This is a genomic window from Pseudomonas sp. NPDC089408 (assembly GCF_044749445.1).
In the GTDB taxonomy this organism is placed as follows: Bacteria; Pseudomonadota; Gammaproteobacteria; order Pseudomonadales; family Pseudomonadaceae; genus Aquipseudomonas.
In genome coordinates this window covers 19,590-46,073 of the sequence record NZ_JBIVHY010000020.1, presented here as the reverse complement: position 1 = coordinate 46,073, position 26,484 = coordinate 19,590, and the positions used below count along the sequence as shown (strand labels likewise).

Genomic DNA, 26,484 nt, shown 5'->3' with positions numbered 1-26,484 from the left:
GCCTGGAAGCAAACTCAAAAACAGGAAAACATGACCAGCGAAGCTTTTGCTCCTTTTCAGCGCCTTGCCGCTGAGCTGCTGAAACACCTGCCGCCTGACCTGAATGATGGCTCCCACGACTTGGCCCATATTCATCGTGTATGGGCGAATGCGCAGCGCATCCAGCGGGCGGAGGGTGGCAACCAGCAGGTACTGCTTGCGGCGACGGTGCTGCATGACTGCGTGGCGGTGGAAAAAAACTCGCCGTTGCGTGGCCAGGCGTCGACGCTGTCGGCGGACAAGGCCACAGCGATCCTCGCTGACATGGGCTGGCCGTTGATGCGTGTGCAGCAGGTAGCGCACGCGGTGAAAGCTCACAGTTACTCGGCCGGGTTTGAGCCGCAGACGCTTGAGGCCAGGATTTTGCAAGACAGTGACCGCCTGGACGCGATCGGTGCGGTGGGGATTGCCCGGTGCTTTTACGTGTCCGGGCGGATGGGCTCGGCGCTTTATGACTTCGAGAATCCTGCTGCGCGGGGCAGGGAGTATCAGGATACGGCGTATGCCATCGAGCATTTCCACACCAAGCTGCTCAAGCTGGCGTCAGGCTTTAAAACCCGAGAAGGGGCGCGCCTGGCTGCCGAACGCCATGCGCGGCTTGAAGTGTTTCTTGCAGGCTTCATGGATGAGGTCGGGGCGAGCGCCGATGGGTAGGGGGCGGGTCTGCCAGCCCGGGTCAGTCAGCCCACCATCAAGCGCCGCGCGGGCGGCGCTCGATCGCATAGGCGATGCTAAAAGCCCTGCGAGCTGCTCAACGCCGCCGCAACACAGTGGCCAGCCCAACCGTCAGCACCACCGCGCAAAGCATGGCCAGGCTGATGGTAATGCCCACGCCCCACGCTTCAAGCAGCCCCGCCAACACCAGGTAAAACGCAATCACCCCCACCGCGCCGATCGCGTTGCCCCGCACCATTGCCGCCATGCCGGCCCGGCCATTCTGCACATGGGCAAACACCACCAGCGGCCAGGCAATCATCGGTATCGGCGCGAGCATCCCGCTGGTCGCCGGGCCCAGCCAGCTGGCCAGGCTGGTGATGATCATCAGCAAGCCCGTGGCAGACACCATGCGCAGGGGGATCTCCCAGAATCGTTGCCCGGGGCGAGCCAGAGTGCCTGGTTTGGGCTCGCGGCCGCTGGCGCGTATCAGCACTCCGATCAGCACCAGCGTTACGGCAATTGAAAGGTACAGGTTGCCCCAATGGGTAAATGCATAGGCAATCAGGCCATAGAACAGCAACGCCAGCAGCACGGACGGAGCGATGCCGAGCCTGCGCGTAACCATCAGATAGAAAGCGTAAGTAGCCTGCACCGCCGCCAAGCCGCCCAGGGCGCCGGGCAAAGCGCCCAAGGCAAAGGCCGTACCTTGCTCCAGACACAGGAAGGTGATCACCAACCCCGAAGTGATCGGCATGCCGGACAGCAGCCCGCCGAGCAGGCCGCCCCAGCGGCGCGAGGCGAGGGAGATGGCCCACATCAGCAGCGGGGTGATGATGAGTTTCAGGTAGAACAAGGTCATCGCGCAGTATCCCTACTGTGTGGGCGTGCGCCCTGCGGCAAAGCTGGCGCCATACACCGTGTTGAACGCTTCGCGGGCGCGCCCGCTCCCACAGGTTACGCGAACTGTCGGCAGCAACGGTAAAGATGTGCAAAGTTTCACCGTGCCATCACCCCTCAGCCCTAAAATCCGCCCGCTGCCGAATCAGCCAACGGCGGGCAGCCGATCTAGCCTTGTGGAGCGTTGCAATGAAGTCGAAACACCTTTTCCGCGCAGCGCTGGTGGCTGCGTTGGTATCCGCGTTGTCGGGTTGCTGGATGTTCATGCCGCCAGGTGGTGGCGGTGGTCACGGCGGTGGTGGCCATGGCGGTGGGGGTGGCTTTGGTGGCCATCAGGGCGGCGGCCCGCGCTAAGCCGCCCCGCGATGGAGCGCACTGCCTCGGCCGGGCTGCAACAGCGTACCCGGCACGAGGCAAGGCTGTCACCACGCTATACGTTGGCCATCCCATCCCCAGAAGCTGCCACTTTCCGCCGGTCCTGACCGGCCGATCTGTTCGATCAAACACTGCGCGGAAAACGCCGGCTCGAAGAGCTTGCCTTCTGGCACGTTGCCTTGAAAGGGGCGTGACAGCTCGGTGTCAGTGGTCCCCGGGTGTAACGCCAACACGGTAGCGGCCGGGTTCAGGCGTTTCAGTTCGATGCTTGCGGTATGCAACAGCTGGTTCAGCGCCGCCTTGCTCGCCCGATAGCTGTACCAGCCGCCCAGCTGATTGTCGCTGATCGAACCGACCCGGGCCGACAGGGCTGCGAATGTTGCGGGCTGTTTGCGCAGCAGCGGTAGCAGGTGTTTGAGCAGCAGGATGGGGGCAAATGCATTGGTGGCGAAGCTGGCCTGCAAGCCGGCGAGGTCCAGTTGGGCCAGCGACTTCTCGGCTTTGGCGCCTTGCTGGTGGAGGATGCCCAAGGCGCAGATGACCAGATGCAGGTGGTCATCTGCACCTCCCACTTGGTTCGCCAGCGCAGCGAGTGCTGTTTCATTGCGCGCATCACAGTCTGCCAGCCGCAGGCGTTCGCCATATTGCCGGGTAAGTGCCTGCAGAGGCTCATAGGTACTGGCCCGTCTCGACACGGCCCAGACGCGGTTTATGTCATCACGTGCCAGTAACGCGCGGCACGTTGCCAGGCCGATGCCTTGGCTGGCACCGCATATCAGTACATTGGCTTTGCCGGACAATCCAGGGATAAGGTTCATGAGGGGCCTTCTTGATTGATTTGGCGATAACTTGTGGGAGCGGGCTTGTCCCGCGAACACCGGCAAAGCCGGTGCCAGACACCGCGTTGCCTGCTTCGCGGGACAAGCCCGCTCCCACAATTGCCAACGTTTCCTGCGAGACAGCGTAGCCTGAAGGGCTGGGTGATCTCCTACACCGAGAGACCCCGGTTCGCCACTCCGAATGGCACATGCACCATCGGCAAATCCCCTGCCGGCGACTGCAGGTGGCTGCGCTGGTCGTCAAAGAACACGTGCGGCTTGAGGATCGACAGCACCCTGGGCTTTTCCATCCCGCCCAGAAAGAAGCACTCGTCCGGCGACACGCCCCAATTCTTCAAGGTCGTCACCACCCGTTCATGCGAGGGTGCATTGCGCGCCGTCACAATGGCAATCCGCAGGATACGCTTGTATGTCGGGTCCTCGGCCAGCCTACGGTCTTCAAGCATGCGAATCAGCGAAAGCTTGCGGTACAGGTCTGCCAACGGCCCCGGCGAATGCGGGGTACCCATGTGCACACGCTCGTGCTCCTGGAAGTCGTCCAGGTTGTTGTCGCGCTTGAACACGCTCTCTGCTTCGTCGTCGGCAATCACGCCATCGAAGTCAAAGGCCACCCGCAGCTCGGTGTCGATTTCATCGTCGTAGATGCGCGTTGGCAGTACCCGCCCGGCCGGATAGTTGGCGTCGATCGCCTTTTGCACATCTTCCTCGTTGGCACTGAGAAACAGTGAGGCATTGAACGCCGGGATGTATTCGTAGGGCGAGCGGCCCGACATGAAGGCTGCGCGGGTAATGTCCAGCTGGTAATGGCTAATCGAGCGAAATACGCGCAGGCCGGTTTCTGGCGAATTGCGCGAGAGCAGCACCACTTCCACCGGCAACTGAGCGGGGAAGGCCTGGTTGATGCTCAGGAAGCGGCGAATGAACGGGAACGCCACGCCTTTGGGGAAGGGGTCGTCCAGGTTCTGCTGCTGATGCTGACGGTAAGCCTCGACGCCCTCGGTCTGGTAGATGTCGTCGGAGATGCTGAGGTCGAACAAGGCGCTGGAAGCGACACCGATCACCAGCTTTTCTTCAATGGGGTAGGGCATGAAGCTGCTCCTGCAAGTGGCTGGGTTTGTCAGAGTAGGTGAGCCTTCCACTGGATCAGGTTCGGGCAGGCAGCGCTTGCGGGTTGGCGACGTTTTGCGGCACGCCGTCGAAGAACGCCAGCACATTGTCAAAGGCGTCGCCGAAGTACAGCTCGTAGCCATTTTTCTCTACATAACCCAAGTGCGGCGTACAGAGCGCTCGGGGGTGGCGCAGCAGCGGATGGCCGGGGTCGAGCACGGGCTCGTCCTCGTACACGTCCACCGCTGCGTAACCCGGCCGCCCCGCATCCAGTGCCTGCAGCAACGCCCCCGGTGCAATCAGTTCAGCGCGGCTGACATTGACTAGCAAAGCGTCAGTCTTCATGCGCGACAGGTCATCGAAGGTAACCCTATGGCGCGTCTGTCCCGACAAGCGCAAGTTCAGGCTGACAATATCCGCTTCAGCAAAAAACGCCTCACGCGAGGTTGCCGCCCGGTGGCCGTCTGCCTCGGCGGCGGCGCGGCTGCTGTCGCTACCCCACACCAGTACCGGCATATCGAAGGCCTGCGCATAGCGCGCCAGGCGTTGGCCGATCTTGCCGTAGCCCCAGATGCCCAGCACCTGGCCGGCCAGCGCCTGGCCCATGTTGACTTGCCAGTGGCCTTGGCGAAAGCCATCGATGGCCGGCACCAGTTGCCGGCGGGCATTGAGGATCAGCGCCCAGGCCAGCTCTGCAGGGGCTACCGGCGAGCCGCGCCCCTCGGTCACGACAATGCCACGTGCGGTGCAGGCAGCCAGGTCGAGGTGGCTGGACACCTTGCCGGTCTGGCTGATCAGTTTCAGTTTGGGCAGACGGTCGAGCAAGGCGGCGTCGATGCGCGTGCGTTCACGGGTGAGGACCAGCGCATCGGCATCGGCGAAGCGTGCTGCCAATTGCTCCAGCGTTGCCGGCTGGCGTTCATGCAAGACGCTGACAGTGTGTGCGTTCAGGCGGCTGAAGCAGTCGAGCGTGCGGATCACATTTTGGTAATCGTCGGGAATGACAATGTGCATGGTGGCCTGGCCCTGGTTTTACGGTGAGGCACCAAAGATAACCCAGCTGGCGGCCCGTCAGTTAAGCAGTAGGGGCTTACAGGTGCTTGCCTTGAGATGTCCGGTGCCTGTGAGATCGAGCGCCGCCCGCGCGGCGCTCGATCTCACAGGCGATGCAAAAGGTATGGCGAAACAGCAGTGCCACCTAGGCATTACGTGACAAATGCTCCACCAGAAAATCCACAAACAGCCGCACCCGCGCCGGCATCGCCGGGCCACCGACGAACACTGCATGGATCGGCTCGCGGTCGTCGGGGTTGTACGCTTCCAGCAATGGCAGCAACCGCCCGCTGGCCAGGTCATCGGCCACGGTGAAGGTGCCAATACGCGCGATGCCCGCGCCAAGCCTGGCCAGTTGCGCCAGTGCTTCGCCGCTGCTGCATTCAATGTTCCCTGCGACTTTCAACGAGAACACTTGCCCGTCACGGCGAAACGGCCAGTCCGGCGCTGCACGGCGGAAGTTGAAGCGCAGGCAGTTGTGCCTGGCCAGGTCTTCCGGCACCTGCGGCGAACCACAGCGCGCCAGGTACTCTGGCGAGGCCACCACCACCTGGCCGGTTTCGCCAATGGCGCGGGCACTGAGTGAGCTGTCCGGCAGGTGACCGAAGCGCAGCGCGACGTCGGCCTGGCCGCCGAGAATGTCGGCTACTTCGTCGCTGAGGGTCAGGTCCACCAGCACCTGCGGGTAGCGCGCACTGAACGCTGCCAGCAGCGGCACCACGGTCAGCCGGGCATGGCCCAGTGCCGCGCTGACCCGCAAGCGCCCGCGTGGCACGCCCTGGTCGGTAATCGCCTCTTCAACCTCCTGCATGTCGGCCAGCACCCGCCGCGCGCCACGCAGGTACGCCTCGCCCTCGGGGGTAAGGGTAAGCGCCCGGGTGGTACGCAGCAGCAGGCGCGTGCCCAGGCGCTGTTCGGTGCGGGCGAGAATGCGGCTGACTGCCGAGGGCGTCAGGCCCAACGCCCGGGCGGCAGCAGACAGGCTGCCTTCCTGCGCCACCCTGGCAAATATCTCCATCTCGCCGGATCTTCCACTGAAGTCCATTTGTGCCTCATAAGCAAAGGTGGTTCGCAAAAATGCAGTCTAGTGCGATTTTGAAACGGATCGTAGCATTTGCGGCATAGATAAGGAGCTTGCCATGCGTATCAATCCACCTCTTGTCGCACTTGCCATCGGTGCCTTCGGCATCGGTGTCACCGAGTTCGCCCCCATGGGCATGTTGCCCAGTATCGCCACTGACCTTGGCGTTTCCATTCCCGCTGCCGGGCTGCTGGTCAGCGCCTATGCCATCGGTGTGCTGATCGGCGCACCGCTGATGACCCTGGCCACGGTGAAGATCCCGCGGCGTTACCTGTTGATCGGGCTGATGGCCATCTTTACCCTGGGCAACCTGATGTCGGCCCTGGCCAGCGATTACACCAGCCTGCTGGTGGCTCGCGTGGTCACCTCACTCAACCACGGTGCGTTCTTTGGCATTGGCGCGATTGTCGCAGCCAGTGTGGTACCGCCCGAGAAGCGCGCCGGGGCGGTGGCGGCGATGTTCATGGGCCTGACCCTGGCCACCATCGGCGGGGTGCCGCTGGCAACCTGGTTTGGTGAAATGCTCGGCTGGCGCACGGCGTTCTGGGGCATTGCCGGGCTTGGTCTGATCGCAATGACCACGCTCTGGTACGCACTGCCCAATGTGCCGACGCCCAAAGGCGATGGCGCCATGGCCGAAATCCGCGTGCTTGGCCGCGGGCCGGTGCTGGCAGCCTTGCTGCTGACCGTGGTGGGCTCCAGTGCGATGTTCACGGTATTCACCTACATTGCGCCAATCCTGCAGAGCGAAGCGGCGGCGTCCACTACTTTCGTCACGGCCATGCTGGTGCTGTTCGGTGTCGGCCTGACCTTGGGCAACGTGTGGGGCGGCAAAGCCGCTGACCGCTCGATCGATCGCACGTTGATCCTGTCGTTGGCGGTACTGATTGCCGTGTTGTTGGTGTTCCCATTGGTGCTGGACTGGCCGCTGCCGACGGCGCTGGCAATCCTGGTCTGGGGCGCTGCCAGCTTTGCCCTGGTGCCGCCGCTGCAGATGCGCGTGATGGAGGCGGCCAAGGATGCGCCCAACCTGGCGTCGGCAGTGAACATTGGCGCGTTCAACCTGGGGAATGCGATTGGCGCGGCGCTGGGTGGCGCGGTGATCAACGCAGGCCTGGGCTACCCGGCAATTTCCCAGGCGGGAGCGGCGATGGCGACGGTGGGGCTGGTGATGGTGCTGCTGTTTGCCTGGCGTGGGCGAGCGGCGGCGGGGCAGCTTGCGGTGTAACGGCTTGAGGTATCGGGGGGCGCTTAGCGCCCCCTTTTTTAGTTTACGGCGTACCGTTACGGCCATGCAGGTGATAGGCCGGGCGCTCGCTCAGGCGTTCGTAGTAATCGCGCACGGCGGGCAAGTGCGGGTGGTCGAACGGTGTTTCGAACCAGCGGTTGACCGACAGGCCGATCGGGATGTCGGCCAGGGTGAACTGGCTGCCCGCCACATAGGCACCGGTGCTGGCCAGTTGGCGGTCGAGGATGTGCATGTAATGCGACCAGTCTGCGCAACCGGCGGCGAGCGCCTGCGGGTCCTGGTGAGCGGGCGAGTGCCTGACCAGCGACATGAAGGCGTAACTCCAGGAGCGGTTGAGGTCCGAAGCCTGCCAGTCGATCCACTGGTCGATCCTGGCCCGCGCCTGCGCCTCGCCCGGGTAGAACGCGGTGGCGCCGTAGCGGTTGGCCAGGTAGCGGATGATGCTGTTGGACTCCCACAACGTGAAGTCGCCATCCTGGATCACCGGGACCATGGCGTTGGGGTTCAGTGCCATGAATTCGGCGCTGTCGGTGGGCTGGAAGCCCGAGCCCCAGTCTTCGCGCTCGAACGCTACCTCGAACTCAGCGCAGGCCCACAGGACTTTTCGCACATTGATGGATGAGGCTCTGCCGAGTATCCGTAGCATGGTGTTCGTCCTGATGTGGGGGTGGTTGATCGTCCGCCACTGCCGGGTGCCGGTCAAGGGGCCGATCAACGGATCAGCGTGCGCTTTGTAGGAATCTTGTAGTCCATTTCCGAAAGTAACCCACTCCACTCCATAGGTCATTGTGGTGAGGCAGGTTGGCGCCTAGTCTCGGCACGCTCAACCCCCGAGGAATGGACATGGAAAACGACACCCCGAAAGACAACAGCAAACTGAATGTCGTGCGTGCCGCCAGCCGGTTTGGCAACCCCGATGCCGAACTGGTGCAAATGCGGCCGCAGTTGCCAATGCGTACAGCGCTGATGGAAGCATCGGGCATCATGGGCTGCATCACCGAAATCACCCGCAAGGCCATTGACAGGCCTGGCGACCGCAAGGTGATGATGAAGGCCACGTTCTACCTGGCCGGCATGGCCAAGGCCCTGATCGATGGCCAGTTGCAGCAGATGCGTCAGGCGCGCGAAGGCGAGGGCGAAGCCTAGGGTTTGTACGAAAAGTCGCCGAGCGGCGATCAGGCAAGGCGAAAACAGGCGAGGAACGGCCGGGGTCGCGCCCGACTTTACGGGTTGTAAATGAGCATTCCGAGCCTGTTTTCAACGCAGCATGATCGTCGCGCAGGCACTTTTCGTACAAACCCTAGACAGGGTTGCCTGGGGGGCGCGAAGTTGGCACCCTTTAGCGGTTTTAATCGTCTGTACCACGTCAGAAGGAAGTACGCATTGAGCTGGGACAAGGTGGGGAAGCTTCTGGTCACCGTGCTGATTGGCCTGATGGTCCTGTTGGCTGCTTACGCGTTGTTCAGGGGCAACCCGCGCCTGGAAGCGTCCTTGACCTATGCTTACCTCACCTACCCCGGCCAGTTCAGCGAGCGCATCAGCAAGGCCAGCGAGCAGCTCAAGTACGAGCAGCTGCAGGGGCGCATAAACAGTATCAGCCAGGGTGAGCTGGGCCACGACCAGGTCGAGCGCCTGATCGAAATGGCCCAGGCGCCGTATGCCCAGCTGTTCGCCAAACCGTTCGAGGCCGGGTTGGTCGACCACCGAACCGGCTTGCTCATAGAGTTGCGCAACAGCGGTGACGCGCAGGTACGCCAGGTGCAGATCCGCCTGCCAGCCAAGGGCCTGGTGCAGGTGCGCGACGCTGCCGGCAATGACACGCTACTGGAGCATGCCACTGCGCAAGTGGAGATCCCGGCCATCGAGCCAGGTGGCGCCTGCAAGGTGTGGGTGTATTTCGACGCTGATTTTACGCAGATCCGTCAGGGTGGGGTCGGCATCCGGCATGCCGACGGTGCGGCCAATGTGCAGGTGTACCGCGAGGTCATCGGTTTCCCGGCAACAGTGGCCCGCTACAGCCGCGAGCTGATGGTGTTGCTGGGGGTACTGGCGCTTGGCCTGCTTGGCCTGGGTTATGCCTGCCTGGCACGATGTGAGCGCCGTCGCCTGCCGTGACATCTGCATTGCCTGTGCGATCGAGCGCCGCCCACGCGGCGCAAGCCCGCTCCCACAAGAAAGCCCGTCTGGGGTGGCAAATCAGAACTGATAATCCACCTGCGCCAACAACGTCCGTCCCGGCATCGGTTGCAGGAAGGTATTGGTCGACCCCGCCAGCCCGCTGACAAAATTCAGCTCATCGGTGACATTGAGCATGCGTACTGTCACCCCCCACTGCGGTTGGCGGTAGTACACCGCCAGGTCCAGGTTGTATTCGTCCGGCACTTTCACGGTCTTGCTCAGGTTCAGGTACCAGCTGCTGGTCCACCAGCCCGACAGCTCCACACCAAACCCTGAATCAAACCGGTAGTCGACATAGCCACCTGCGTTGTACTCAGGTATCTGCACTGCATCGAACTTGCCAGACGGGCGCTGGTTGAGGCTGTTGTTGTCGCCGAACACCGTCCCGTTGTCGGGGATGAAGCCGGCCGAAGCGAACCCGGCCTGGCTGGTGAATTCGTTGTACGCGCTGATGCGGCTGAGGTTGAGGCCACTGCGCAGGTTCTGGTCCTGATAGCGCAAGGTTGCCTCCCAGCCTTTGACGATCAGCCGGGCGATGTTGTTGTTGCTGTCCGGCGCCTGGTCGCGGGCCTGGCGGTAGGCTGCCAGGGTCAGGAACAGCTGGTCGGGCACCGCTTCCACCTTCACGCCCACTTCATGCAACACACTGAGGCTTTCGAAGGCCAGCGGGTTGAGCTGGTTGGCCCCGGCACCGCTGCCCCAGCCCAGGCCATTGGTGAAGAAGCCGGTGTTCACCGCCAGCGAGCGGTCGAAAGTGTAGTACAGGGTGCTGTTTTCCGTGGGTTTGACATAGGGGCTGACTTGCACCGAGAACAACCGGTAGTTGTTCGAGTCCTTGCGCGGGTTGCCGCCCGGTAATACGAAGGGGTTGTCAATGCGCGCGTCGATCCAGCTGCGGCTGGCGCCGATGTTCAGCCCCACATGCTCGCCCAGGCGCAAATTGTGCTGGCTGAACAGGGTCTTGGTGCTCCAGGTGCTGTCGGCGGTGTACGGCGCCACCGACTCGGCATACAGGCCATGCCCGGCCGGGTACATGGCCGGCAGGTTGAGCCAGCCGTAGTAACTGGATAACTGCGGCACGCCAGGTTGGCCGATCCACGCACCATTGCCGCCGGCAGGGTTGCGCCCGCCCAGGCCGAGCAGGTCGCCGGGGTTTTTCAAGGTTGGGTCGAGGGTCAGGTCATAGGCGTTGATGGTGCTGCCGAAGTGGTTGTTGGCAGCAATCGATTCGTTGCGCTCGCGGCGGTAGATCAGCCCGCTGTTGCTGTCGTCGATCAGGGTCAGAGCGCCCAGCTGCCACTGGCCGCGGGCGCGGAACTCGAAGCGGTTGTCGAAGATGTCGTCCTTGCCCTGCACCTGGAACGCGCCCACTGCATCGGTGGTGTCGGTGGAGTGTTGGTAGAAGGTGCTGTTGGCCAGGGTGATCGACGGGCTCAGGTCACCTTCCACGCGCAGTTGCGTGGTAAAGCGCCGCGAGCGGTTTTCATCCTGCGCGCGCTGGCCGGTCTGTGACGACAACGACGCCTGGCCGTTGCCCGCCAGGGACGGGTCGTAGACCCAGCCACGCAGGCTGCCAGGGCTGGCCTGGGTATTGGGCGAGGCGCCCTGGAAGCTGCCATCGACCACCTGGTACTGGCCCTGGGCATTGCGCTGGCGCTGCACCCAGCCCAGCACCTGAGCGTCGGCCGCGCCGGAGGACAATACCGGCGACCACAGGGTATTGCCGTTCTGGATGATCGGCGTGGCGCGCCCGGCGGCGTATTTGCCGTGGTCGACCAGGTCTTGGGTGGCGCGGTTCCAGCCGTGGGTGATGTTGTAGTCGTAGTAATCGTCGTAGGCGGCGTTCCAGTCCACCCGCAGGTTGTCGTTGCGCCAGGCGAGTGCGCCGTAGAAGGCGTCGAAGTTGTTTTCGACGTTGTCGTAGAAGTCTTCCTGGCGCTGGCGGGTAATGCTCACCCGGTAGGCCAGGTTGTCGCTCAGCGGGCCGGTGTTGTCGATGCTGAATTTGGTGGCATCACGTGATTCACCGTCGGGGATCCAGCTGCCGATCTCGCCACTGAGCTTGGTACGGAAGCGGTTAAAGTCGGGTTTCTTGCTCAGGTAGTTGACATAGCCGCCGCTGCCGCTGACCGAGCCGTAGGTGACCGACGACGGTCCGGCGACAATGTCGGCACCTTCGTAGGCATTGAAGTTGGCCGGGTGGCGCACGCCGTAGGCGCGCTGGCCGTCCTGGAACACTTCACTGTTCTGCCCGCGCATCTGCGGCGCGATGCCGGCGTTCTGGCCGCCGCCACGGGTGATGCCGGGGGCGTACTTGACCAGGTCGTCCGAGCTGCGTATCGGGTCGCGGGCCAGTTGATCGGCGTTGATCTGGGTGACCGAGCGCGGGGTGTCGAGCACCTTGGCTTCCAGGCCGCCGTAGATCGAGGCGGGAGGGCGGCTTGGCAGGGCTTCGTCGTCGGCCTGTTCGGCCTGCACGGTGACGGTTTGCAGCTGGGTGTCTTCGGCATGCGCCAGCGGCGCGCTGGCGGTGAGGATGGCCAGCGCCAGGGCGCTGGGCTGGAATTTGGGGTGCAGCAAGGTAACGCGGGGCATTGGCTGGGCCTCGTTGGATAAGGGATTGGGGGGGAAGCGAGGGCGCAGCCGCGCCTGCGGTTGGTGTTGGAATTGGCGCGGTCGTTGTAGGAGCGGCCTTGTGTCGCGATAGGGCCGCAAGGCGGCCCCAGGATTTCAGCGTCGGTGCATGGATTGCTGGGACCGCTTTGCGGCCCTATCGCGACACAAGGCCGCTCCTACAACGACCGCGTAACAGCGGGCTCAGGTTTTAAGCCACAAGCTCTCGAACCGCCAGGTACTGAACAGCGACTGCTCGGCCTGCGCGCCACCCACGCGAGTGCTGACGCTGTCGAGCAGGTCGGCAAAGCCCCAGATCAGCATGCCGCCACGTTCGTACTGGATACGTTGCGCACGGTGCACCAGCGCCTTGCGTTGCTCCAGGTCCGGTTGGGCCATGGCGGCAAGGAACGCGTCGCTGAATTCGGGGTCGTTGAAATGGGTCTTGTTGGCCACGGCAAACGGCGCGTCGGTATGGATGGCACTGGCCAGGAACGGGGCACCGATGCTGCCACCTGTACTCAAGGTCCAGTCATCACGCTGCGGGCCTTGGAAGGTCGCCAGGTCGACCTGGCGCACGTTAACGGTGACGCCGATGCGCCGCGCCTGTTCGGCCAGCACCAGGGCGGAAGCCAGCCCCGGCCCTGGCGTGGTCACCAACTCCACCTGCAACTGCGCGTGCCCGGCTTGGCGCAGCAACTGCGCAGCACGCTGTGGGTCATGCGGGCGCGGGCCAATGCTGTGGTCAAAGGTGGGGTCGAACGGTGCATACAGGTCGTTGGCCACCCGGCCCTGGCCGTTCAGCGCACGGCGCACCAGCTCGTCGCGGTCGGCCAGCAGGCGAAACGCCTCACGCACCCGTGGGTCGTTGAACGGCGGCTTGGCAGTGTTCATGTCGAACGACAGCCAGTTGCCGCTCACCGACTTCAGCAGGCGCAACCGAGGGTCGGCCTGCAGCACTTGCAGGTGCTCGGTGGACATCACATTGGCCATGTCGATCTGCCCGGCCCGCAGCGCCGCCAGGCGGCCGGTCTGGTCCTTGAAATCGATGATTTCCAGTTCATCGGCATAGGGCTTGCCGGGTTTGTAGTAGTTGTCGAAGCGGGTGAACAGCGAACGCTGGCCGGGGGTGAAGCTTTTCAGTTTATAGGGCCCGGCACCGACCGGGTTGGTCACCGGGTGGTAGTCCACCGGCACGATGCCGCCGAAGTTGACCCAGGTTTCCGGCAGGGGCAGGTAGCTGCGCCCTTCACGGAAGCCCAGGCGCACGGTACGTGCGTCGAGCTTGACCAGGTTGTCGCGGTCGACCCAATGCAGCAGTGCCGCGTAGGGCGAGGCCAGTTGCGGGTCGGTCAGGCGGCGGATGGAGAAAATCAGGTCGTCGGCGTCGATGGTCTTGCCGTGGTGGAACTCAAGCCCGGGTTGCAGCCGCAGGGTCCAGCTGCTGGCATCGGCATTGGGCTCGGCGAACTCGGCCAAGGCCAGGCGCGGTTGCATCTGCTCGTCCCATTCCCACAGCTTGCTGTACAGGGCAAAGCCACGGACGATGCCGCTGCCGATCGGTTTGTGAGCATCGAGGTTGCCGCTCTGGTTGCCGTCGATGATGCCCAGGCGCAAGCGCCCGCCATGGCGCGGTTGGTCGGCTGCGACGTGGGTCGGGCTGTCGGCCGGGCCGCAGCCGGCCAGCACCCCGCCGGCCAGTACGCCGGCGTGGCCGAGAAAGCTGCGCCGGCTCAGTGGGTATCCGTCCCAGGCCATGGCGTCAGGCCCCGTTGCTGGCGTGCAGTTGCACGGAGGCGACGGGCTGGCGGGCCAAGGGCGCACGCTGCTCGCGGAAGTGCGGCAGGATGTGCTCGCCAATCCGGTAGGCTTCTTCCAGGTGCGGGTAGCCCGCCAGGAAGAACAGGTCGACACCGATGCCGTGGTACTCGCGGATGCGCGCCACCACGTTGGCGTAGCTGCCCACCAGCGCGCAGCCCGGCGGGATGCCGATGTAGCCGAAACCGGTCCACACATTGGGGTGGATGAAGAAGTCGTCGAAGGCCTTAGCTTCGTCCTGGTCGCCGTAGCCGTGCTCGTAGCTCAGCTTGCGCGCGGTGCGCAGGCCGGCGTGGGCGGCGCGGGCCTTGACCGTGCCCTTGGCCACGCCTTCGTCGAAGAAACGCTTGGCCTCTGCCCGCGCCGCTTCTTCGCTGTCGCGGGCGATCACGTCGATGGACAGGCCAAAGCGGATGTCGCTGCGCCCCCACTTCAGCGCGCGAGCGCGGATATCGGCGACCAGCGCGGCGATCTCGTCCGGGTGCTCGGCGCGCATCAGGTAGAAGTCGGCATGCTTGGCGGCGAACTCGCGCGCCGCCACCGACGAGCCGGCCGTGCAGATCAGCGGCAGTTCGGCCTTTTTCAGCGGGCCGCGCAGGCCGCCGCCTTCGGCCCGGTAATAGGCGCCTTCATAGTGGAACTGCTCGTTGTGCCAATAGCCGCGCACCACGTCCATGAACTCGGTGGCGCGGGCGTAGCGCTGGTCGTGGTCCTCAACGTCGCCGACCTGGCGCTGGATGGCATCCGAGCCGCCATTGATGATGTTCCACACCAGGCGGTTGCCGGTGGCGCGCTGGTAGGTCGCGGCCTGTTGCACGGCCACCCAGGGCGTGTAGTGGTAGGGCTGGAAGGCGGTGACGAATTTCAGCGTGCGGGTTTCCCGGGCCAGCAGCGAGCACACTGTCCAGGGCTCTTCTCCGGTGGGTGCGTTGACCATCAGCGCGCCGCCGAAGCCGTTGATTTCAGCGGCACGGGCGATTTGCCCGAGATAGTCGATGTAGGTGAAATGATCCCCGACGGCAAAGCCGGATACTGCGCCGGTACTGGGGCCTCCGGCATGCCAATCGCCACGGTTGCGCGGGTCGCCGGGCAGGAACTGGGTTTCGCCGTGCAGGGGCAGGCGTGTGAAAAATTCGATGCTCATGGCGTGTGCTCCTTACTGAACGCTTGGGCTGCAGTTGGGGGTAACCGGCTGGCCGCTGATGACCTGGCGGGCGAAGGGGATCGAGTCCTTGAGCGAGGCATTCACTGTTTCGCTGTGGCCCAGGCCCTTGTACAAGTGGCCCTGTACCACCGAGCCGGCCTTGCAGGCGTCCTGCATCAGCGCCACCTGGGTGGCGGCAGCTGGGGTCTTGTCCTCGGCGCCGGTGCCGATGAAGATCGGCTGCGCCAGTTTCAGGGTCGGGTACGACACCTGTGCCAGCCATGGCTTGAGCTGGTCGCCCTGATAGTCCTTCTTGGCGTTGGCCGGGGTCAGGCCGGTGCCGACCACATCACTGACCAGCGACGACAGGCAGCTGCTGCGCGCCTGTTCGAACAGCGGCAGGGCCTTGTCGGTGTAGAAATCGCGTGGGTCGATGCTCGGGTCGTACTGCTGAGCTGCAAGCAGGGTGTAGAAGCCGTAGGCGAGGGCCGGGTCGACCTTGTTCTGGTCCTGCTCGCCGACGCTCTTCGAACCCACGGTGTAGATCACCCCGGTGCCGATGCTGCCCTTGACCCCCAGTTTTGGTGCATAAGTGGCCGCATAAGCTCCGGCGGCAAAGGCGCCGGCACCGCCTTGAGACTGGCCGATGATCAGCACCTTGTCGGCCAGCCCCGGCACGCCGGCGACCACGGCCTTGGCGGCATCGAGAATGCCGTAGGCGGCCATGCGGTTGTTCAGCAGCGGGTGGCCACCGGGCACGCCCAGGCCCTGGTAGTCGGTGGCGACAATGGCATAGCCCTCGTCCAGCCAGCGGTTGAGGTACTGCACATCGCGGTAACTGCGGCCGGCCCACGACGGTGCGCAGATGTCTGCCACGCCGACGGTGCCATGGCCCCAGCTGGCGACCGGCCAGCCGCCAGCCGGTGCCTTGCCCTTGGGAATGAATAGCGCGCCGGAGACCACGATCGGCGTCTTGCCGTCGATGCCGTCCAGCGAGGTGTAGAGAATGCGTTGCGCACTGGCCGCGTGGGGCAGGCTCAGCGCCTGCTCCAGCGGTTCGCTGCGCAGCAGCTTGCCGGGCGTGGCGGGGATGGCCTTGCTCCAGGTGTAGAAGGCCGAGACGCGGCCATCGCCCTGCTGCGTGTCAGGTTTGGGGGCATAGGTTTCGGCGGCCATGGCACCGATGGACAGGGCCAGGGCACTGAGACCGAAGACGAGCGAAGCAGGCAGTTTCATGGGTAAGGCTCTCAAGGTTGTTGGCTGATCTGGGCGTCGAGGGACGGCCAGTAGTGGGTCAGTTGCAGGTCGATCAGCGCCTGGCGGGTAAAGCCGGTGGCCAGGTCGTGGGTGATGTCGTAAGGCGTGCGGATCAGCCGATTGGCCAGGGCGTACTGGCCAAGGGCGTCGTAGTGGGCCTTGAGCTGGGCATCGCTTTTCGGCGCCCAGCGCGCCTGCCACGCCACCGGGTCGTCCTGGTCGTCGCGACGCAGCACGCTTTCGCTGACGCCGGCACGCGATGACAGCGCGTAGTACGCGTCGCGGTGCTGTTCCTGCGAGATCCACCAGGCCGCGCGCACCCAGGCGGTGGCCACCAGTTGCGTGAGGTCGGCGTGCTGCTGCACGAAGCGGTCGGTGCCCCACAGGTCCGAGACCAGCCGCCAGTCGTTGGCGCCCTGTTTGCTTGACCAGAGAATGCGTGCCACGCCTTTGTCTTCCAGGGCATAAGCTTCGTTGAGCAGCACGGCGGCATCGACCTTGCCGGCGGACACCGCTGCGGCGCCAACTTGCGGGTTGAGGTTGGCGATCTTGAAATCGCTCAACTGCAGGCCTTGGCTTTGCAGGAAGTTGCTGAAGGCGAACTCCCAGGGCCGGCCACGGTGGATAGCCAGGCGCTTGCCCTTGAGGTCGTGGATGCTGCGCACGGTGGAGTCACTGGGTACGACCAGGTAGATGTTGTTGCCGCTGCCGCCTGGCACCACCAGCTTGCCCGGCACCTGGCCGGCGCCTGCGATCACCGAGGGCAGGTCGCCGCGCACGGCAAAGTCCAGGCTGTCGTTGCTGAAGCCTTCGTTGATCTGCGGCCCGGCGCCGGCATGCGGCAAGGCGGTCCATTGCAGTTTTACGCCGCGGGCGGCCAGTTGCTTTTCCAGCCAGCCTTCTTCGATCACCCGGCCGGGGATGCCGCCGAATACCGGCGTACCGCCCTGGGTGAAGGCGACGATGGCGATGCGCACCGCCGCCGGTGGCTCGGCTGCCAGCGCAACCAGGCTGAGGAACAGGCCGCCCAGCAGGGCGAGGGCATGACGCCAGGGATTGTTCATGTGCAGCTCCAGGCAAAGGTTCTACGGGCCAGGAGCGAAATGCATGCCAGCCTCTTTGAAACTGGCTGCAGGCCTTTGATTACGTGGCTTTCAATCAACCGCGGCGGGGAGGAGGCAAGGCGGGCCTGCTGATCGGCGGGCAGGTGAGTGCTGGCGGGTTGCTGCTGGAGCAGCAGGCCGCTGCTGGAAAATCGTATATTCCTAATTTGAATATATAAATATTAATTAATAATTTTTTGATCTAATTTGTTTCATGCACTATGGGCCAGCGCGTCAACTGCCAGGAATGCCCCTATGTCGCTGATCACCCACCCCAATGCCCGCGAGCTGACCAAGTCGGTGCGTGCCACCGTGCTCGTGTTCAAGGACCCGCGCTCGCAGGAACTGCTCAGCCGTATCGAGCGCCTGGCGCCCAGCGAGGCCAACACCCTGATCATTGGCGAAACCGGCACCGGCAAAGAACTGGTCGCCCGGCATATCCATCACCTCAGCCGCCGAGGGCGTGAGCCTTTCGTGGCAGTCAACTGCGGGGCCTTTGCCGAAACCCTGGTGGAGAGCGAGCTGTTCGGCCATGAGAAAGGCGCGTTCACCGGCGCCACGGCCAACAAGGCCGGCTGGTTCGAGGCGGCCAATGGCGGCACGCTGTTCCTCGACGAGATTGGCGATTTGCCACTGAACATGCAGGTGAAGTTGCTGCGGGTGCTGCAGGAGCGCGAAGTGGTACGCCTGGGGTCACGTACACCGATCCCGATCAATGTGCGGCTGGTGGCGGCGACCAACGTCAACCTGGCCGATGCGGTGGTGGCGGGGCATTTCCGTGAAGACCTGTTCTACCGCCTGCACGTGGCGACCATCCGCCTGCCGCCGCTGCGCGAGCGGCCGGGGGATATCCTGCCGTTGGCGGAATTCTTCATCGAGGAACATTGCCGGCGCCTGGGTTATGAACGTGCATCGCTGAGCCCGGATGCCGAGCGCAAGTTGCTGGCGCACAGTTGGCCGGGCAACATCCGTGAGCTGGAGAATGCCATCCACCATGCGTTGCTGGTGTGCCGCTACCAGGTGGTGGCGCCGGCGGACCTGCACCTGGTGGATATGCGGCCTGCCGTAGCCGCGCAAGCTGCGCATCCGCACCTGCCGGCGCCCGGCGTGGCGGCGCCTGATCTGGAAAGCGCGTTGCTGGCATTGTTCGAGCAGAATGTGCCGAATTTGTATGAGCATATCGAGGAGACGGTGTTCAGGGCAGCGTACCGGTACTGCCATGGGAACCAGTTGCAGACAGGGCGGTTGCTCAACATCAGCCGCAACATCGTGCGGGCGCGGCTGGAGAAGATTGGTGAGCTGACAAAAGCATGAGCGGCTACGCGGTCTTTGTAGGAGCGGCCTTGCGTCGCGATAGGGCCGCGTAGCGGCCCCAGCAATTCATGTGTTAACGCTGAAATTCTGGGGCCGCTTTGCGGCCCTATCGCGACGCAAGGCCGCTCCTACAAATGACCGCGTAGGGTTCGGTTACTTGATAAACCGCACCTGGCTGTTGATCTTCTCGATCACTGCCCCTTTGCGCTCATTGAAACGGGCCTTGTTCTGCTCGAACAGGTTGTTGCCCTTGGTATCGATGGAGATGATCAGTGGCCCGAACTCGCGCACGCGGTTCACCCACAGGGTTTCCGGCATGCCCAGGTCCTGCCATTCGGCGCGTTCGATCTCTTCCACCTGGGTCGCCGCCAGCACCGCGCAGCCGCCGGGGAATACCGCATGCACGGCCTTGTTCTCCAGGCAGCCGGTGGTGGTTTCCGGGCCCATGCCGCCCTTGCCGACAATCAGCTTCACACCGGTCTGTTCAATGAACTGCTTTTCGAACTTTTCCATGCGCATGCTGGTGGTCGGGCCGATGGAAACCATTTCGAAGCTGCCATCCTCTTTCTTCTTGACGATGGGGCCGGCGTGGAAAATTGCGCCGCCACGCAGGTCCACCGGCAACTCGCGGCCCAGCTCGATGAGCCGGCGGTGGGCAACGTCACGACAGGTGACCAACTGGCCGGTCAGGTAAACCACATCGCCCACGTTGAGGCTGGCCAGGTCTTCGTCGCTGATGGGGGTGCTGATGATCTTTTTCACAGGGCTCTTCACAGGATCACCCCTTCGTGGGAGAGGATGTCATAGGTCAGGTCGGCGTTGATGCGGATCTTGCCGCGGCGGTGCGCCCAGCAGCCGGTGGATACCGCAACACCAATGGTCGAGGGGTGACGCGCCGAAGACTCGATGTTCACGCCCATCACGCTGCTGTTGCCAGTCAGGCCCTGCGGGCCGATGCCGATTTCGTTGAGGCCGTCTTCCAGCAGCTTTTCCATCATCGCCGCGCTTTCGTTCGGGTGGCTGGAGTCCACTTCGCGCAAGATGGCCTTTTTCGACAGGCGCGCCGCAGTCTCCACCGACGTCGAAACCCCCACCCCCACCAACAACGGCGGGCAGGCGTTGACACCGCGCGAGGTGATGACATCGAAGACGAACTCGGTGACCCCTTCATACCCTTGGCCCGGCATCAGCACCTTGGCCGAACCCGGCAAGGTGCAGCCGCCACCGGCCATGTACACATCGACGATGGCGTAGTCGGCATCGGGGATGATTTCCCAGTCCAGCCACGGGATCTTGGAGCCGGTGTTGGTGCCGGTGTTCTTCTCGATGAAGGTTTCCACTGCGTTGTGGCGCAGCGGCCCCTGGATGGTGGCTTCCTTGGTGGCGTTCTCGAGGATGCTTTCCATCTCTCCCAACAGCGGGAAGCGTGCGCCGGCCGCGACGAAGTACTGGATTACCCCGGTGTCCTGGCAACTGGGGCGGTTGAGCTTGTCGGCATATTCCTGGTTGTCGGCCATCGAGTCGTACACGGCGATGGCCAGCGGGTTGGTTTCGGCTGCGCGCAACTTGGCGGTCTTGGCCTTTACGTCGCGGGGCAGGCGTTTGCCGATATAGGCGGTGAACTTGGCCATCACGTCGGTAAGCGATGACACGGCGGTTTCTTTGTCCATGATTATTTCCTCACTGCATCTCAAGGCGGGTAGTGCTTGCTGTTATCGAAAGGTCAGGGTGTTGGTGTGCCAGCCTCCATGTGTGCCAGGGCAGGGCGCGTCGCCACCGGCTCGGGTTGTTCTTGCGGTACCTGGCCGTCGAGCACTTTGGTCATGTGCTGCTTGTCCAGTGCACCGACCCAGTTGGCGATGGCCACGGTGCCGACGGCGTTACCGATGGTGTTGGTGATGGCCCGGGCTTCGGACATGAAGCGGTCCACGCCGAGCAGCAGGACCATGCCGGCCACCGGGATGTTGTCCATGGTCGCCAGGGTCGCGGCCAGGGTGATGAAACCCGAGCCGGTCACGCCTGCGGAGCCTTTGGAGGTGAGCAGCAGCACGCCGAGCACGATCAGCTGGTCCATCAGGGTCAGCGGCGTGTTGGTGGCCTGGGCGATGAAAATGGCGGCCATGGTGTAGTAGATGCACTGGCCGTCCGGGTTGAAGGTAAGGCCCGAAGGGATCACCAGCCCGACCACCGGCTTGGACACGCCGACCTTTTCCAGCTTGTTCATCAACTGCGGCACGACCGATTCGGACGAGCTGGTGCCCAGCACGGTGAACAGTTCTTCCTTGAGGTACTTGAGGAACTTCCACAGGTTGAAACCGGACAGCCGTGCGATGGCACCCAGCACGATCACCACGAACAGGAAGCAGGTGAGGTACATGGTCGCCATCAGCTTGCCCAGCGACACGATCGAGCCCAGGCCGTACTTGCCGACGGTAAAGGCCATGGCGCCGCAGGCGGCCAGCGGGGCCACGCGCATGATCATGCCGACGATGAAGAACATGCCGTGGGAGAACGCTTCCAGCACATCGACCAGGGGCTTGCCCCGAGGGCCAAGGTGCGACAGGGCGATGCCGAACAAGGTGCTGAACAGCAGGATCGGCAGGATCTCGTTCTTGGCGAAGGCGTCGGTGACGCTGCCGGGTATCACATGCAGCATGAAGTCAATGAAGCCACCGCTGTTGCCGGCTGCCGCGGCGGTGTAGGTGGAGATGCTCTTGGCATCGAGGGTGGCCGGGTCGACATTCATGCCCTGGCCGGGCTGCACCATATTGACCACCACCAGCCCCAGCACCAGGGCAAAGGTGGACAGCACTTCGAAGTAGATCAGTGCGCGCACGCCCACGCGGCCGAGTTCCTTCATGTTTTCCATCTTGGCGATGCCCAGTACCACCGTGGCGAAGATGATCGGGGCGAAGACCATCTTGATCAGTTTGATGAAGGCGTCGCCGATGGGCTTCAGGTCTGCACCCGCCTGTGGCCAGAACACTCCGATCAGCACCCCGAGGGTGACGCCGATCAATACCTGTACGTAAAGCTTGCCGAACAATCGCTTGGCCATTGCCGTCTCCGAATTATTGTTGTGAGTCGGATTTATCTGGCGGCCGGGCTGCTTGTGGGGTGCGGGTCACACCTGGCCTTGGCGGCCGAAGAGCCCAGCTTTTTTGGGGTTAATCACGCAGGGCAGAAGGTAATGGTTTTTTAAAAATGCTGTAATACAATGAAATTCAACTCATTGTTTCCCTCAGGTTAATTATGAATCCGGTATCGGAGCTGGCCTTCTTCACCCAGCTGATCAGGGTCGGCAGCCTGGCGGGTACCGCCCGCGAGCTGAACCTGACCCCGCCGGCGGTCTCCAAGCGCCTGGCACAGCTGGAGCAGCGCCTGGGTGTGCGCCTGCTAAACCGCACCACACGCAGCATCAGCCTGACGGCCGAGGGCGAGACCTATTTGGTGAATGCCCGGCGGATATTGGGCGAAATCGAAGAAATGGAGCGCCAGGTGTCCAGCAGCCGTGCCGAGCCGAAGGGGTTGTTGCGGGTCAATGCACCGCTGGGTTTTGGTCGTACCCATGTGGGGCCGGCGGTGTCCTCGTTTGCCCGGCGCTACCCCGAGGTGGAAGTGCAGTTGCACCTGACCGACCGGCCGATTGCCCTGCCGAACGATGCCATCGACGTGGCCATTCGCTTTGGCGAGTTGCCGGATTCGCGGCTGATTGCCCGCAAGATTGCGGCCAACCGCCGTCGTTTATGTGCCGCGCCCAGCTACCTGGAGGCGCACGGCACCCCCGAAGCACCGAAAGACCTGGCCAGCCACAACTGCATCGTGCTGCGCCAGAACGATGCAGCGTTCGGCATCTGGCGGCTCAGCCGTGGCAAGCAGAGTGAGTCGGTAAAGGTGCATGGCAGCCTCAGTACCAACGATGGCGAGGTGGCCCTGAACTGGGCGCTTGACGGGCAGGGGATTCTGCTGCGCGCCGAGTGGAACCTGGCCGACCATTTGCGCAGCGGGCGCCTGGCGGAGGTGCTGGGCGACTACCAGACGCCGCCGGCGGATATCTATGCGGTGTACCTGGAGCGCCTCAACCTGTCGGCCAAGGTGTCGTGTTTTGTCGAGCATCTGCGTGCGTTTTTCCGCGAAGGCGATCAGTTTGCGGCGTGGCAGTAAGGCTTTTCAGCTCAGTCAAGGAGTAGGGGCTGACAGGCGCTGCGAGAATCACGCCGAACACCTTGCTTCGAGAAACACCTATACAGCCTTTGTTGAATCAAATACGATGCACTTATGTGGTTTTTACCAGAAATGCATTGTATATGGTGCAGTGGTGTATGAATGACTTGGGCGCATTGATCAAGAGACTGCGTAAAGACGCCGGGCTTTCTCAGGCCCAGCTCGCGCAACGTCACGGCATGAGCCGGGCAACCATTTCGGGGATCGAAAACAATTCGATCCCCGAAGTCGGCATTCGCAAGGTTGTCGCGATCCTGGAGGGCCTGGGCTATGAACTGACCGCTACGCCCAAGCGCCGACGCAGGACACTGGATGAACTGAAAGCCGGGGGTATCCATGATCAGGCCGAATGATCGCCTGTACATCGGTGCAGGCGGCAGCACTGTCGGCACGTTGGGGCGCAGTGACAAGAACCCGCGTGACACGGTCTTCACCTATGACCCCGCAGCTGAAGAAGCTCAAGCCGTCTCGTTGACCATGCCGACGCGACTGGAGAGCTATAAGTGGGAGTATGGAATACACCCCTTGTTCGAGATGAACCTGCCTGAAGGGCACCTGAAAGAAGAGCTCATGCGGCGCTTCAGCAAGTCGTTGCGCGGGTTTGATGATTTCGCGCTGCTGGGCATCGTCGGCCCCCACCAGCTTGGTCGAATCAGCATCGCCCAGCAGGAGGGCGACGACCCGATGCCGGGGATAACGCTGTCCAACCTGTTGGTTCACGACGGTGCCGAAGGCCTGTTCGCCGAGTTGCTAGGCACCTATGCGGCGTACTCCGGCGTGTCGGGCGTTCAGCCCAAAGTGCTGGTGCGGGATATCGATGCTGCCGCCCATGCTGTTGACCGGCTTACCCACCGTGGCGCCACGCACCTGGTGAAGGCATTCAACGAAGCAGACTTCCCGCAGTTGGCGGCCAACGAATTTTTCTGCATGCGGGCGGCGTTGCATTGTGGCCTTGAAGTGCCTGAATTCCAGCTCAGCCAGCAAGGCAGGTTTCTGGTGGTTCAGCGCTTTGACATCGGCGAAAACGCCTACCTCGGGTTTGAGGACATGTGCGTGCTGTCGGGGTGGGGCACACGTAAGAAGTACGACGGCAGCTACCAAGGCTGTGCGCAATTGATCAAGCTGTATGTCACGCCTAGCCGAGTACCACGCGCGCTGGAAGACTTTTTCACCCTGGTAGCGTTGTGCGCGGGCATCCAGAACGGTGATGCGCATTTGAAGAACTTCGGCCTGCTCTATGAGCATTGCGCCGAAGACGCAGACATCTGGCTGGCGCCTGCGTATGACCTAGTGACAACGACGGTGTACAGCAGCCACGACATCATGGGGCTGCTGCTGGGGGGCTCGAAAGCGTGGCCCAAGCGCAAGTTGCTGGTGCAATTCGGGCGTACCGCCTGCAACCTTACTGAAGCTCGCTGCAATGAGTTGCTGGGCAGGGTGCAGGCTGGCATGACGCAGGCAATGGCAGAAATGTCGGCCTACCGGCGCAGTCATCCAGCGTTTGATGAAGTGGGCGCGAAAATGGCCGCTGCATGGGCTGCAGGGCTGGCTAGAAGTATCGTGCCCTAGCGTGCCGGGCGACCACTGCGTTGGCCCCGCGTTATACTCCGCGGCTTTTGCCCCTGCCGGAATCCGCTCATGCGCCAGGTTTTGCTCATCGTCGATGTTCAGTCCACCTTCAGCCCTCCCGAGTGGCTGGTTGATGGCCTGCGCCGGTTGTCGGCGCACATCCCCACCGTTGCCTCGGTCGAGTTGCATGACGAACAGGTCACGCCCTTCGAGCGCCAACTGGGCTGGCATCCGGCGGCCGATGACGAGAGCCTGGTCGAGGCCGACCAGGTATTCGTCAAGCATGGCTACGGGCAGAGCGCCGAGGCGATCGCGTACATCCGCCAACTGGGCGTGGAGCGGGTGCTGGTGTGTGGGCTGCAGACCGAAACCTGCGTGCTGGCTGCCGGCTTTGCGCTGTTCGATGCCGGGCTGACGCCGACCCTGGTCACCGACATGACGGTAGGCTCTTCGCTGGACCGCTCGGGCAAGCTGGGCATCCAACTGTGGCAGCACCACTTCCGCCAGGTCACCACCTCGGCCGAGGTGCTGGCGGAGCTGGTCGGCAACCACTAACGCATGATTGCGCCGCCTGCTGCCGACGGCGACTTTGTCAGCACTGTAGATGGTCGCACGGAAAACCTGGTCAACCTGCCCGGGCTGGTTGGCGTAGCGACGCTTACCAGCCTGGCCGGTGGTACCTCGCAGAACGTGTACAGCTTTACCCTGGAGAAGCAACGCAGCCAGAGTTTCGTGTGCATGGGCAACGACACGGTGGAGACCTCGCGCATCGAGTTCCCGGCCCAGGTCAACGTACTGGCAATCCCCAAGCCCGTGAAGTTGCATGACGGTGATGTCGACTACAGTGCGCGTTATACCCAGGACGGCAATGCCGTGGTGGTGGAGCGGCACTTCAAGGTCAGCGCGGCCAACGTGGTGTGCTCGCCTGACGACTTCAGCGCCATGAAGCTGGCGCTGGAGGTGATGATCCGTGACTTGCAAAGCCAGATCATCGTGCAGGCGGGCTAACCGCACGTTACTGGGGCTGCTACGCAGCCCATCGCCGGCAAGCCAGCTCCCACACAGCTTATGTAGGAGCGGCTTTAGCCGCGAACATCGGCGCAGCCGGTGCCATGCACCGTGTTGCTTGCTTCGCGGTGTAAACCCGCTCCTACGAGTTGAAGCTGTACCTGTGCGGGCATGCGCTAATGCCGGTGAGTTATGAAAAGGCCTGCTCCGGTGCTGCTTGGCGAGATATGCCGGATCGATTTGGCCCGTGGTCAACGGTGTATCAACGATTTCGGGGCTGGCGAAACCAAGGGACATTCGATCAGATGCTCAAACGCTTGCACCTGAGGTTGAATGAACAAGGTTTGATCGATCTGCAAACCTGGATGATTGACTCAACCGCAGTACGTGCAACCCGAGCCTCATCTGGCGCCGGGAAAAAAGGAGGCTGACGGGCCTGACGATCACGCTCTACGCCGCAGTCGAGGCGGCCTGACAACCAAAATCCACATGCTCTGCGACGCCAACAGGACACCGTTGCGCTTTCTTCTCTATGGCGGTCAAGCCAGTGACATTAGCTACGCCCAGCCTCTGTTGGATGAAGTCAGCATTCCCTCAAGCCAGCGTGGTCGTCCGGGTGAACGCTGTAATGGCTGCTTGCCGACAAGGGCTACGACGCCGAAGCGCTAACCCACTACTGCGATCAATATCGAATGCAGCCCGTCATCCTGCTGCGATCAATGAAGCGCAAACCCAAGCCTGGCTTACCCAGGCTGTTTGATCGGCCCAACTACCGACAACGTAAAATCATCGAGCGCATGTTTGGCTGGCTGAAAGAGAATCGCAGGATCGTGACACGCTTCAACAAGTTCGCGAAAAGCTATGCCGCCATAGTTTCACTGGCTTGTTCCATGCGGTGTTTTCGACAATCCTTTTCGTACAGAGCCTTATCGCGGATTTACCCGCGATAAGGCCGGTAC

25 protein-coding genes and 1 pseudogene are annotated in these 26,484 nt (G+C 63.0%); 12 read left to right on the top strand and 14 right to left on the bottom strand.

Annotated features, from left to right (window positions below):
* Window positions 1-30: 30 nt before the first annotated feature.
* Window positions 31-693, top strand: a complete 663-nt coding sequence (locus tag ACIP02_RS23640) for an HD domain-containing protein (RefSeq protein ID WP_400621480.1) — start codon at window positions 31-33, stop codon at window positions 691-693.
* Between the two features lie 97 nt (window positions 694-790).
* Here ACIP02_RS23640 and ACIP02_RS23635 read toward each other — a convergent pair whose 3' ends face one another.
* Entirely contained in the window at window positions 791-1,555 is a 765-nt protein-coding gene (locus tag ACIP02_RS23635) for a hypothetical protein (RefSeq protein ID WP_400621355.1), read from the bottom strand.
* A 227-nt stretch (window positions 1,556-1,782) separates the two neighbouring features.
* On the opposite strand from ACIP02_RS23635, the gene ACIP02_RS23630 reads away from it, so the two are divergent.
* Window positions 1,783-1,947, top strand: a complete 165-nt coding sequence (locus tag ACIP02_RS23630; RefSeq protein WP_177410275.1) for a hypothetical protein — start codon at window positions 1,783-1,785, stop codon at window positions 1,945-1,947.
* A 68-nt stretch (window positions 1,948-2,015) separates the two neighbouring features.
* On the opposite strand, the gene ACIP02_RS23625 is transcribed toward ACIP02_RS23630, so the two are convergent.
* The 4 genes from ACIP02_RS23625 to ACIP02_RS23610 all read right to left on the bottom strand — a co-directional run bounded on the left by ACIP02_RS23625 (window position 2,016) and on the right by ACIP02_RS23610 (window position 6,012).
* Entirely contained in the window at window positions 2,016-2,786 is a 771-nt protein-coding gene (locus ACIP02_RS23625; protein WP_400621351.1) for an SDR family NAD(P)-dependent oxidoreductase, read from the bottom strand.
* Between the two features lie 170 nt (window positions 2,787-2,956).
* On the bottom strand, window positions 2,957-3,895 hold the full coding sequence (locus ACIP02_RS23620) for a 5'-nucleotidase (protein WP_400621348.1): 939 nt from the start codon (window positions 3,893-3,895) through the stop codon (window positions 2,957-2,959).
* Window positions 3,896-3,950: 55 nt separating this feature from the next.
* A complete protein-coding gene (locus tag ACIP02_RS23615; RefSeq protein WP_400621345.1) occupies window positions 3,951-4,928 on the bottom strand; it encodes a D-2-hydroxyacid dehydrogenase family protein in 978 nt (325 codons plus the stop codon).
* Between the two features lie 184 nt (window positions 4,929-5,112).
* A complete protein-coding gene (locus ACIP02_RS23610; protein ID WP_400621342.1) occupies window positions 5,113-6,012 on the bottom strand; it encodes a LysR family transcriptional regulator in 900 nt (299 codons plus the stop codon).
* 94 nt (window positions 6,013-6,106) lie between these two features.
* On the opposite strand from ACIP02_RS23610, the gene ACIP02_RS23605 reads away from it, so the two are divergent.
* Window positions 6,107-7,276, top strand: coding sequence for an MFS transporter (locus ACIP02_RS23605; RefSeq protein WP_400621340.1), 1,170 nt, complete (start codon window positions 6,107-6,109; stop codon window positions 7,274-7,276).
* A 43-nt stretch (window positions 7,277-7,319) separates the two neighbouring features.
* On the opposite strand, the gene ACIP02_RS23600 is transcribed toward ACIP02_RS23605, so the two are convergent.
* Window positions 7,320-7,943 carry a glutathione S-transferase family protein gene (locus ACIP02_RS23600; protein WP_400621338.1) on the bottom strand — a complete coding sequence of 208 codons (624 nt, stop codon included), beginning with the start codon at window positions 7,941-7,943 and terminating at the stop codon, window positions 7,320-7,322.
* 197 nt (window positions 7,944-8,140) lie between these two features.
* Between ACIP02_RS23600 and ACIP02_RS23595 the strand changes: the two genes are divergently transcribed.
* Both ACIP02_RS23595 and ACIP02_RS23590 read left to right on the top strand, forming a co-directional pair.
* Window positions 8,141-8,443, top strand: coding sequence for a DUF3077 domain-containing protein (locus ACIP02_RS23595; protein ID WP_201201019.1), 303 nt, complete (start codon window positions 8,141-8,143; stop codon window positions 8,441-8,443).
* Window positions 8,444-8,680: 237 nt separating this feature from the next.
* The gene (locus ACIP02_RS23590) at window positions 8,681-9,412 is read left to right on the top strand and encodes a hypothetical protein (protein ID WP_400621334.1); all 732 of its coding nucleotides are present in this window, start codon (window positions 8,681-8,683) and stop codon (window positions 9,410-9,412) included.
* Between the two features lie 81 nt (window positions 9,413-9,493).
* On the opposite strand, the gene ACIP02_RS23585 is transcribed toward ACIP02_RS23590, so the two are convergent.
* The 5 genes from ACIP02_RS23585 to ACIP02_RS23565 form a co-directional block, all read right to left on the bottom strand.
* On the bottom strand, window positions 9,494-12,070 hold the full coding sequence (locus tag ACIP02_RS23585) for a TonB-dependent receptor (protein ID WP_400621331.1): 2,577 nt from the start codon (window positions 12,068-12,070) through the stop codon (window positions 9,494-9,496).
* Between the two features lie 222 nt (window positions 12,071-12,292).
* Complete coding sequence (locus ACIP02_RS23580; RefSeq protein ID WP_400621328.1) at window positions 12,293-13,846, bottom strand: ABC transporter substrate-binding protein; 1,554 nt, start codon at window positions 13,844-13,846, stop codon at window positions 12,293-12,295.
* Between the two features lie 4 nt (window positions 13,847-13,850).
* Window positions 13,851-15,050 (bottom strand): LLM class flavin-dependent oxidoreductase, encoded by a 1,200-nt coding sequence (locus ACIP02_RS23575; RefSeq protein WP_400621325.1) that lies wholly within the window; start codon window positions 15,048-15,050, stop codon window positions 13,851-13,853.
* A 12-nt stretch (window positions 15,051-15,062) separates the two neighbouring features.
* Window positions 15,063-16,286: a lipase family protein gene (locus tag ACIP02_RS23570; protein WP_400621322.1), complete on the bottom strand. Its 1,224-nt coding sequence runs from the start codon at window positions 16,284-16,286 to the stop codon at window positions 15,063-15,065.
* 11 nt (window positions 16,287-16,297) lie between these two features.
* Window positions 16,298-17,371, bottom strand: a complete 1,074-nt coding sequence (locus ACIP02_RS23565) for an ABC transporter substrate-binding protein (RefSeq protein WP_400621319.1) — start codon at window positions 17,369-17,371, stop codon at window positions 16,298-16,300.
* A 294-nt stretch (window positions 17,372-17,665) separates the two neighbouring features.
* Here ACIP02_RS23565 and ACIP02_RS23560 point away from each other — a divergent pair, with 294 nt between their 5' ends.
* Window positions 17,666-18,724: a sigma-54 interaction domain-containing protein gene (locus ACIP02_RS23560; protein ID WP_400621317.1), complete on the top strand. Its 1,059-nt coding sequence runs from the start codon at window positions 17,666-17,668 to the stop codon at window positions 18,722-18,724.
* A gap of 153 nt (window positions 18,725-18,877) precedes the next feature.
* Here ACIP02_RS23560 and ttdB read toward each other — a convergent pair whose 3' ends face one another.
* Genes ttdB through ACIP02_RS23545 form a run of 3 tightly spaced genes read right to left on the bottom strand, consistent with a single transcriptional unit; the run spans window position 18,878 to window position 21,782 of the window.
* Window positions 18,878-19,486 carry a L(+)-tartrate dehydratase subunit beta gene (ttdB, locus tag ACIP02_RS23555; RefSeq protein ID WP_085678993.1) on the bottom strand — a complete coding sequence of 203 codons (609 nt, stop codon included), beginning with the start codon at window positions 19,484-19,486 and terminating at the stop codon, window positions 18,878-18,880.
* A gap of 8 nt (window positions 19,487-19,494) precedes the next feature.
* Window positions 19,495-20,394: a L(+)-tartrate dehydratase subunit alpha gene (ttdA, locus tag ACIP02_RS23550; protein WP_400621314.1), complete on the bottom strand. Its 900-nt coding sequence runs from the start codon at window positions 20,392-20,394 to the stop codon at window positions 19,495-19,497.
* 53 nt (window positions 20,395-20,447) lie between these two features.
* Window positions 20,448-21,782 (bottom strand): dicarboxylate/amino acid:cation symporter, encoded by a 1,335-nt coding sequence (locus tag ACIP02_RS23545; RefSeq protein ID WP_400621311.1) that lies wholly within the window; start codon window positions 21,780-21,782, stop codon window positions 20,448-20,450.
* 194 nt (window positions 21,783-21,976) lie between these two features.
* Here ACIP02_RS23545 and ACIP02_RS23540 point away from each other — a divergent pair, with 194 nt between their 5' ends.
* From ACIP02_RS23540 to ACIP02_RS23515, 6 genes and pseudogenes are all read left to right on the top strand, one after another.
* Complete coding sequence (locus tag ACIP02_RS23540; protein WP_400621308.1) at window positions 21,977-22,888, top strand: LysR substrate-binding domain-containing protein; 912 nt, start codon at window positions 21,977-21,979, stop codon at window positions 22,886-22,888.
* A 158-nt stretch (window positions 22,889-23,046) separates the two neighbouring features.
* On the top strand, window positions 23,047-23,301 hold the full coding sequence (locus ACIP02_RS23535; RefSeq protein ID WP_215521491.1) for a helix-turn-helix transcriptional regulator: 255 nt from the start codon (window positions 23,047-23,049) through the stop codon (window positions 23,299-23,301).
* Window positions 23,285-24,517 carry a type II toxin-antitoxin system HipA family toxin gene (locus ACIP02_RS23530; protein ID WP_400621305.1) on the top strand — a complete coding sequence of 411 codons (1,233 nt, stop codon included), beginning with the start codon at window positions 23,285-23,287 and terminating at the stop codon, window positions 24,515-24,517. Before ACIP02_RS23535 ends, ACIP02_RS23530 begins: the two co-directional genes overlap by 17 nt.
* A 69-nt stretch (window positions 24,518-24,586) precedes the next feature.
* Complete coding sequence (locus ACIP02_RS23525) at window positions 24,587-25,072, top strand: isochorismatase family protein (protein ID WP_400621302.1); 486 nt, start codon at window positions 24,587-24,589, stop codon at window positions 25,070-25,072.
* A gap of 3 nt (window positions 25,073-25,075) precedes the next feature.
* Entirely contained in the window at window positions 25,076-25,525 is a 450-nt protein-coding gene (locus ACIP02_RS23520; RefSeq protein WP_400621299.1) for a hypothetical protein, read from the top strand.
* Between the two features lie 203 nt (window positions 25,526-25,728).
* A pseudogene (locus tag ACIP02_RS23515) lies at window positions 25,729-26,475 on the top strand (IS5 family transposase); the annotation flags it as partial.
* Between the last annotated feature and the right edge of the window lie 9 nt (window positions 26,476-26,484).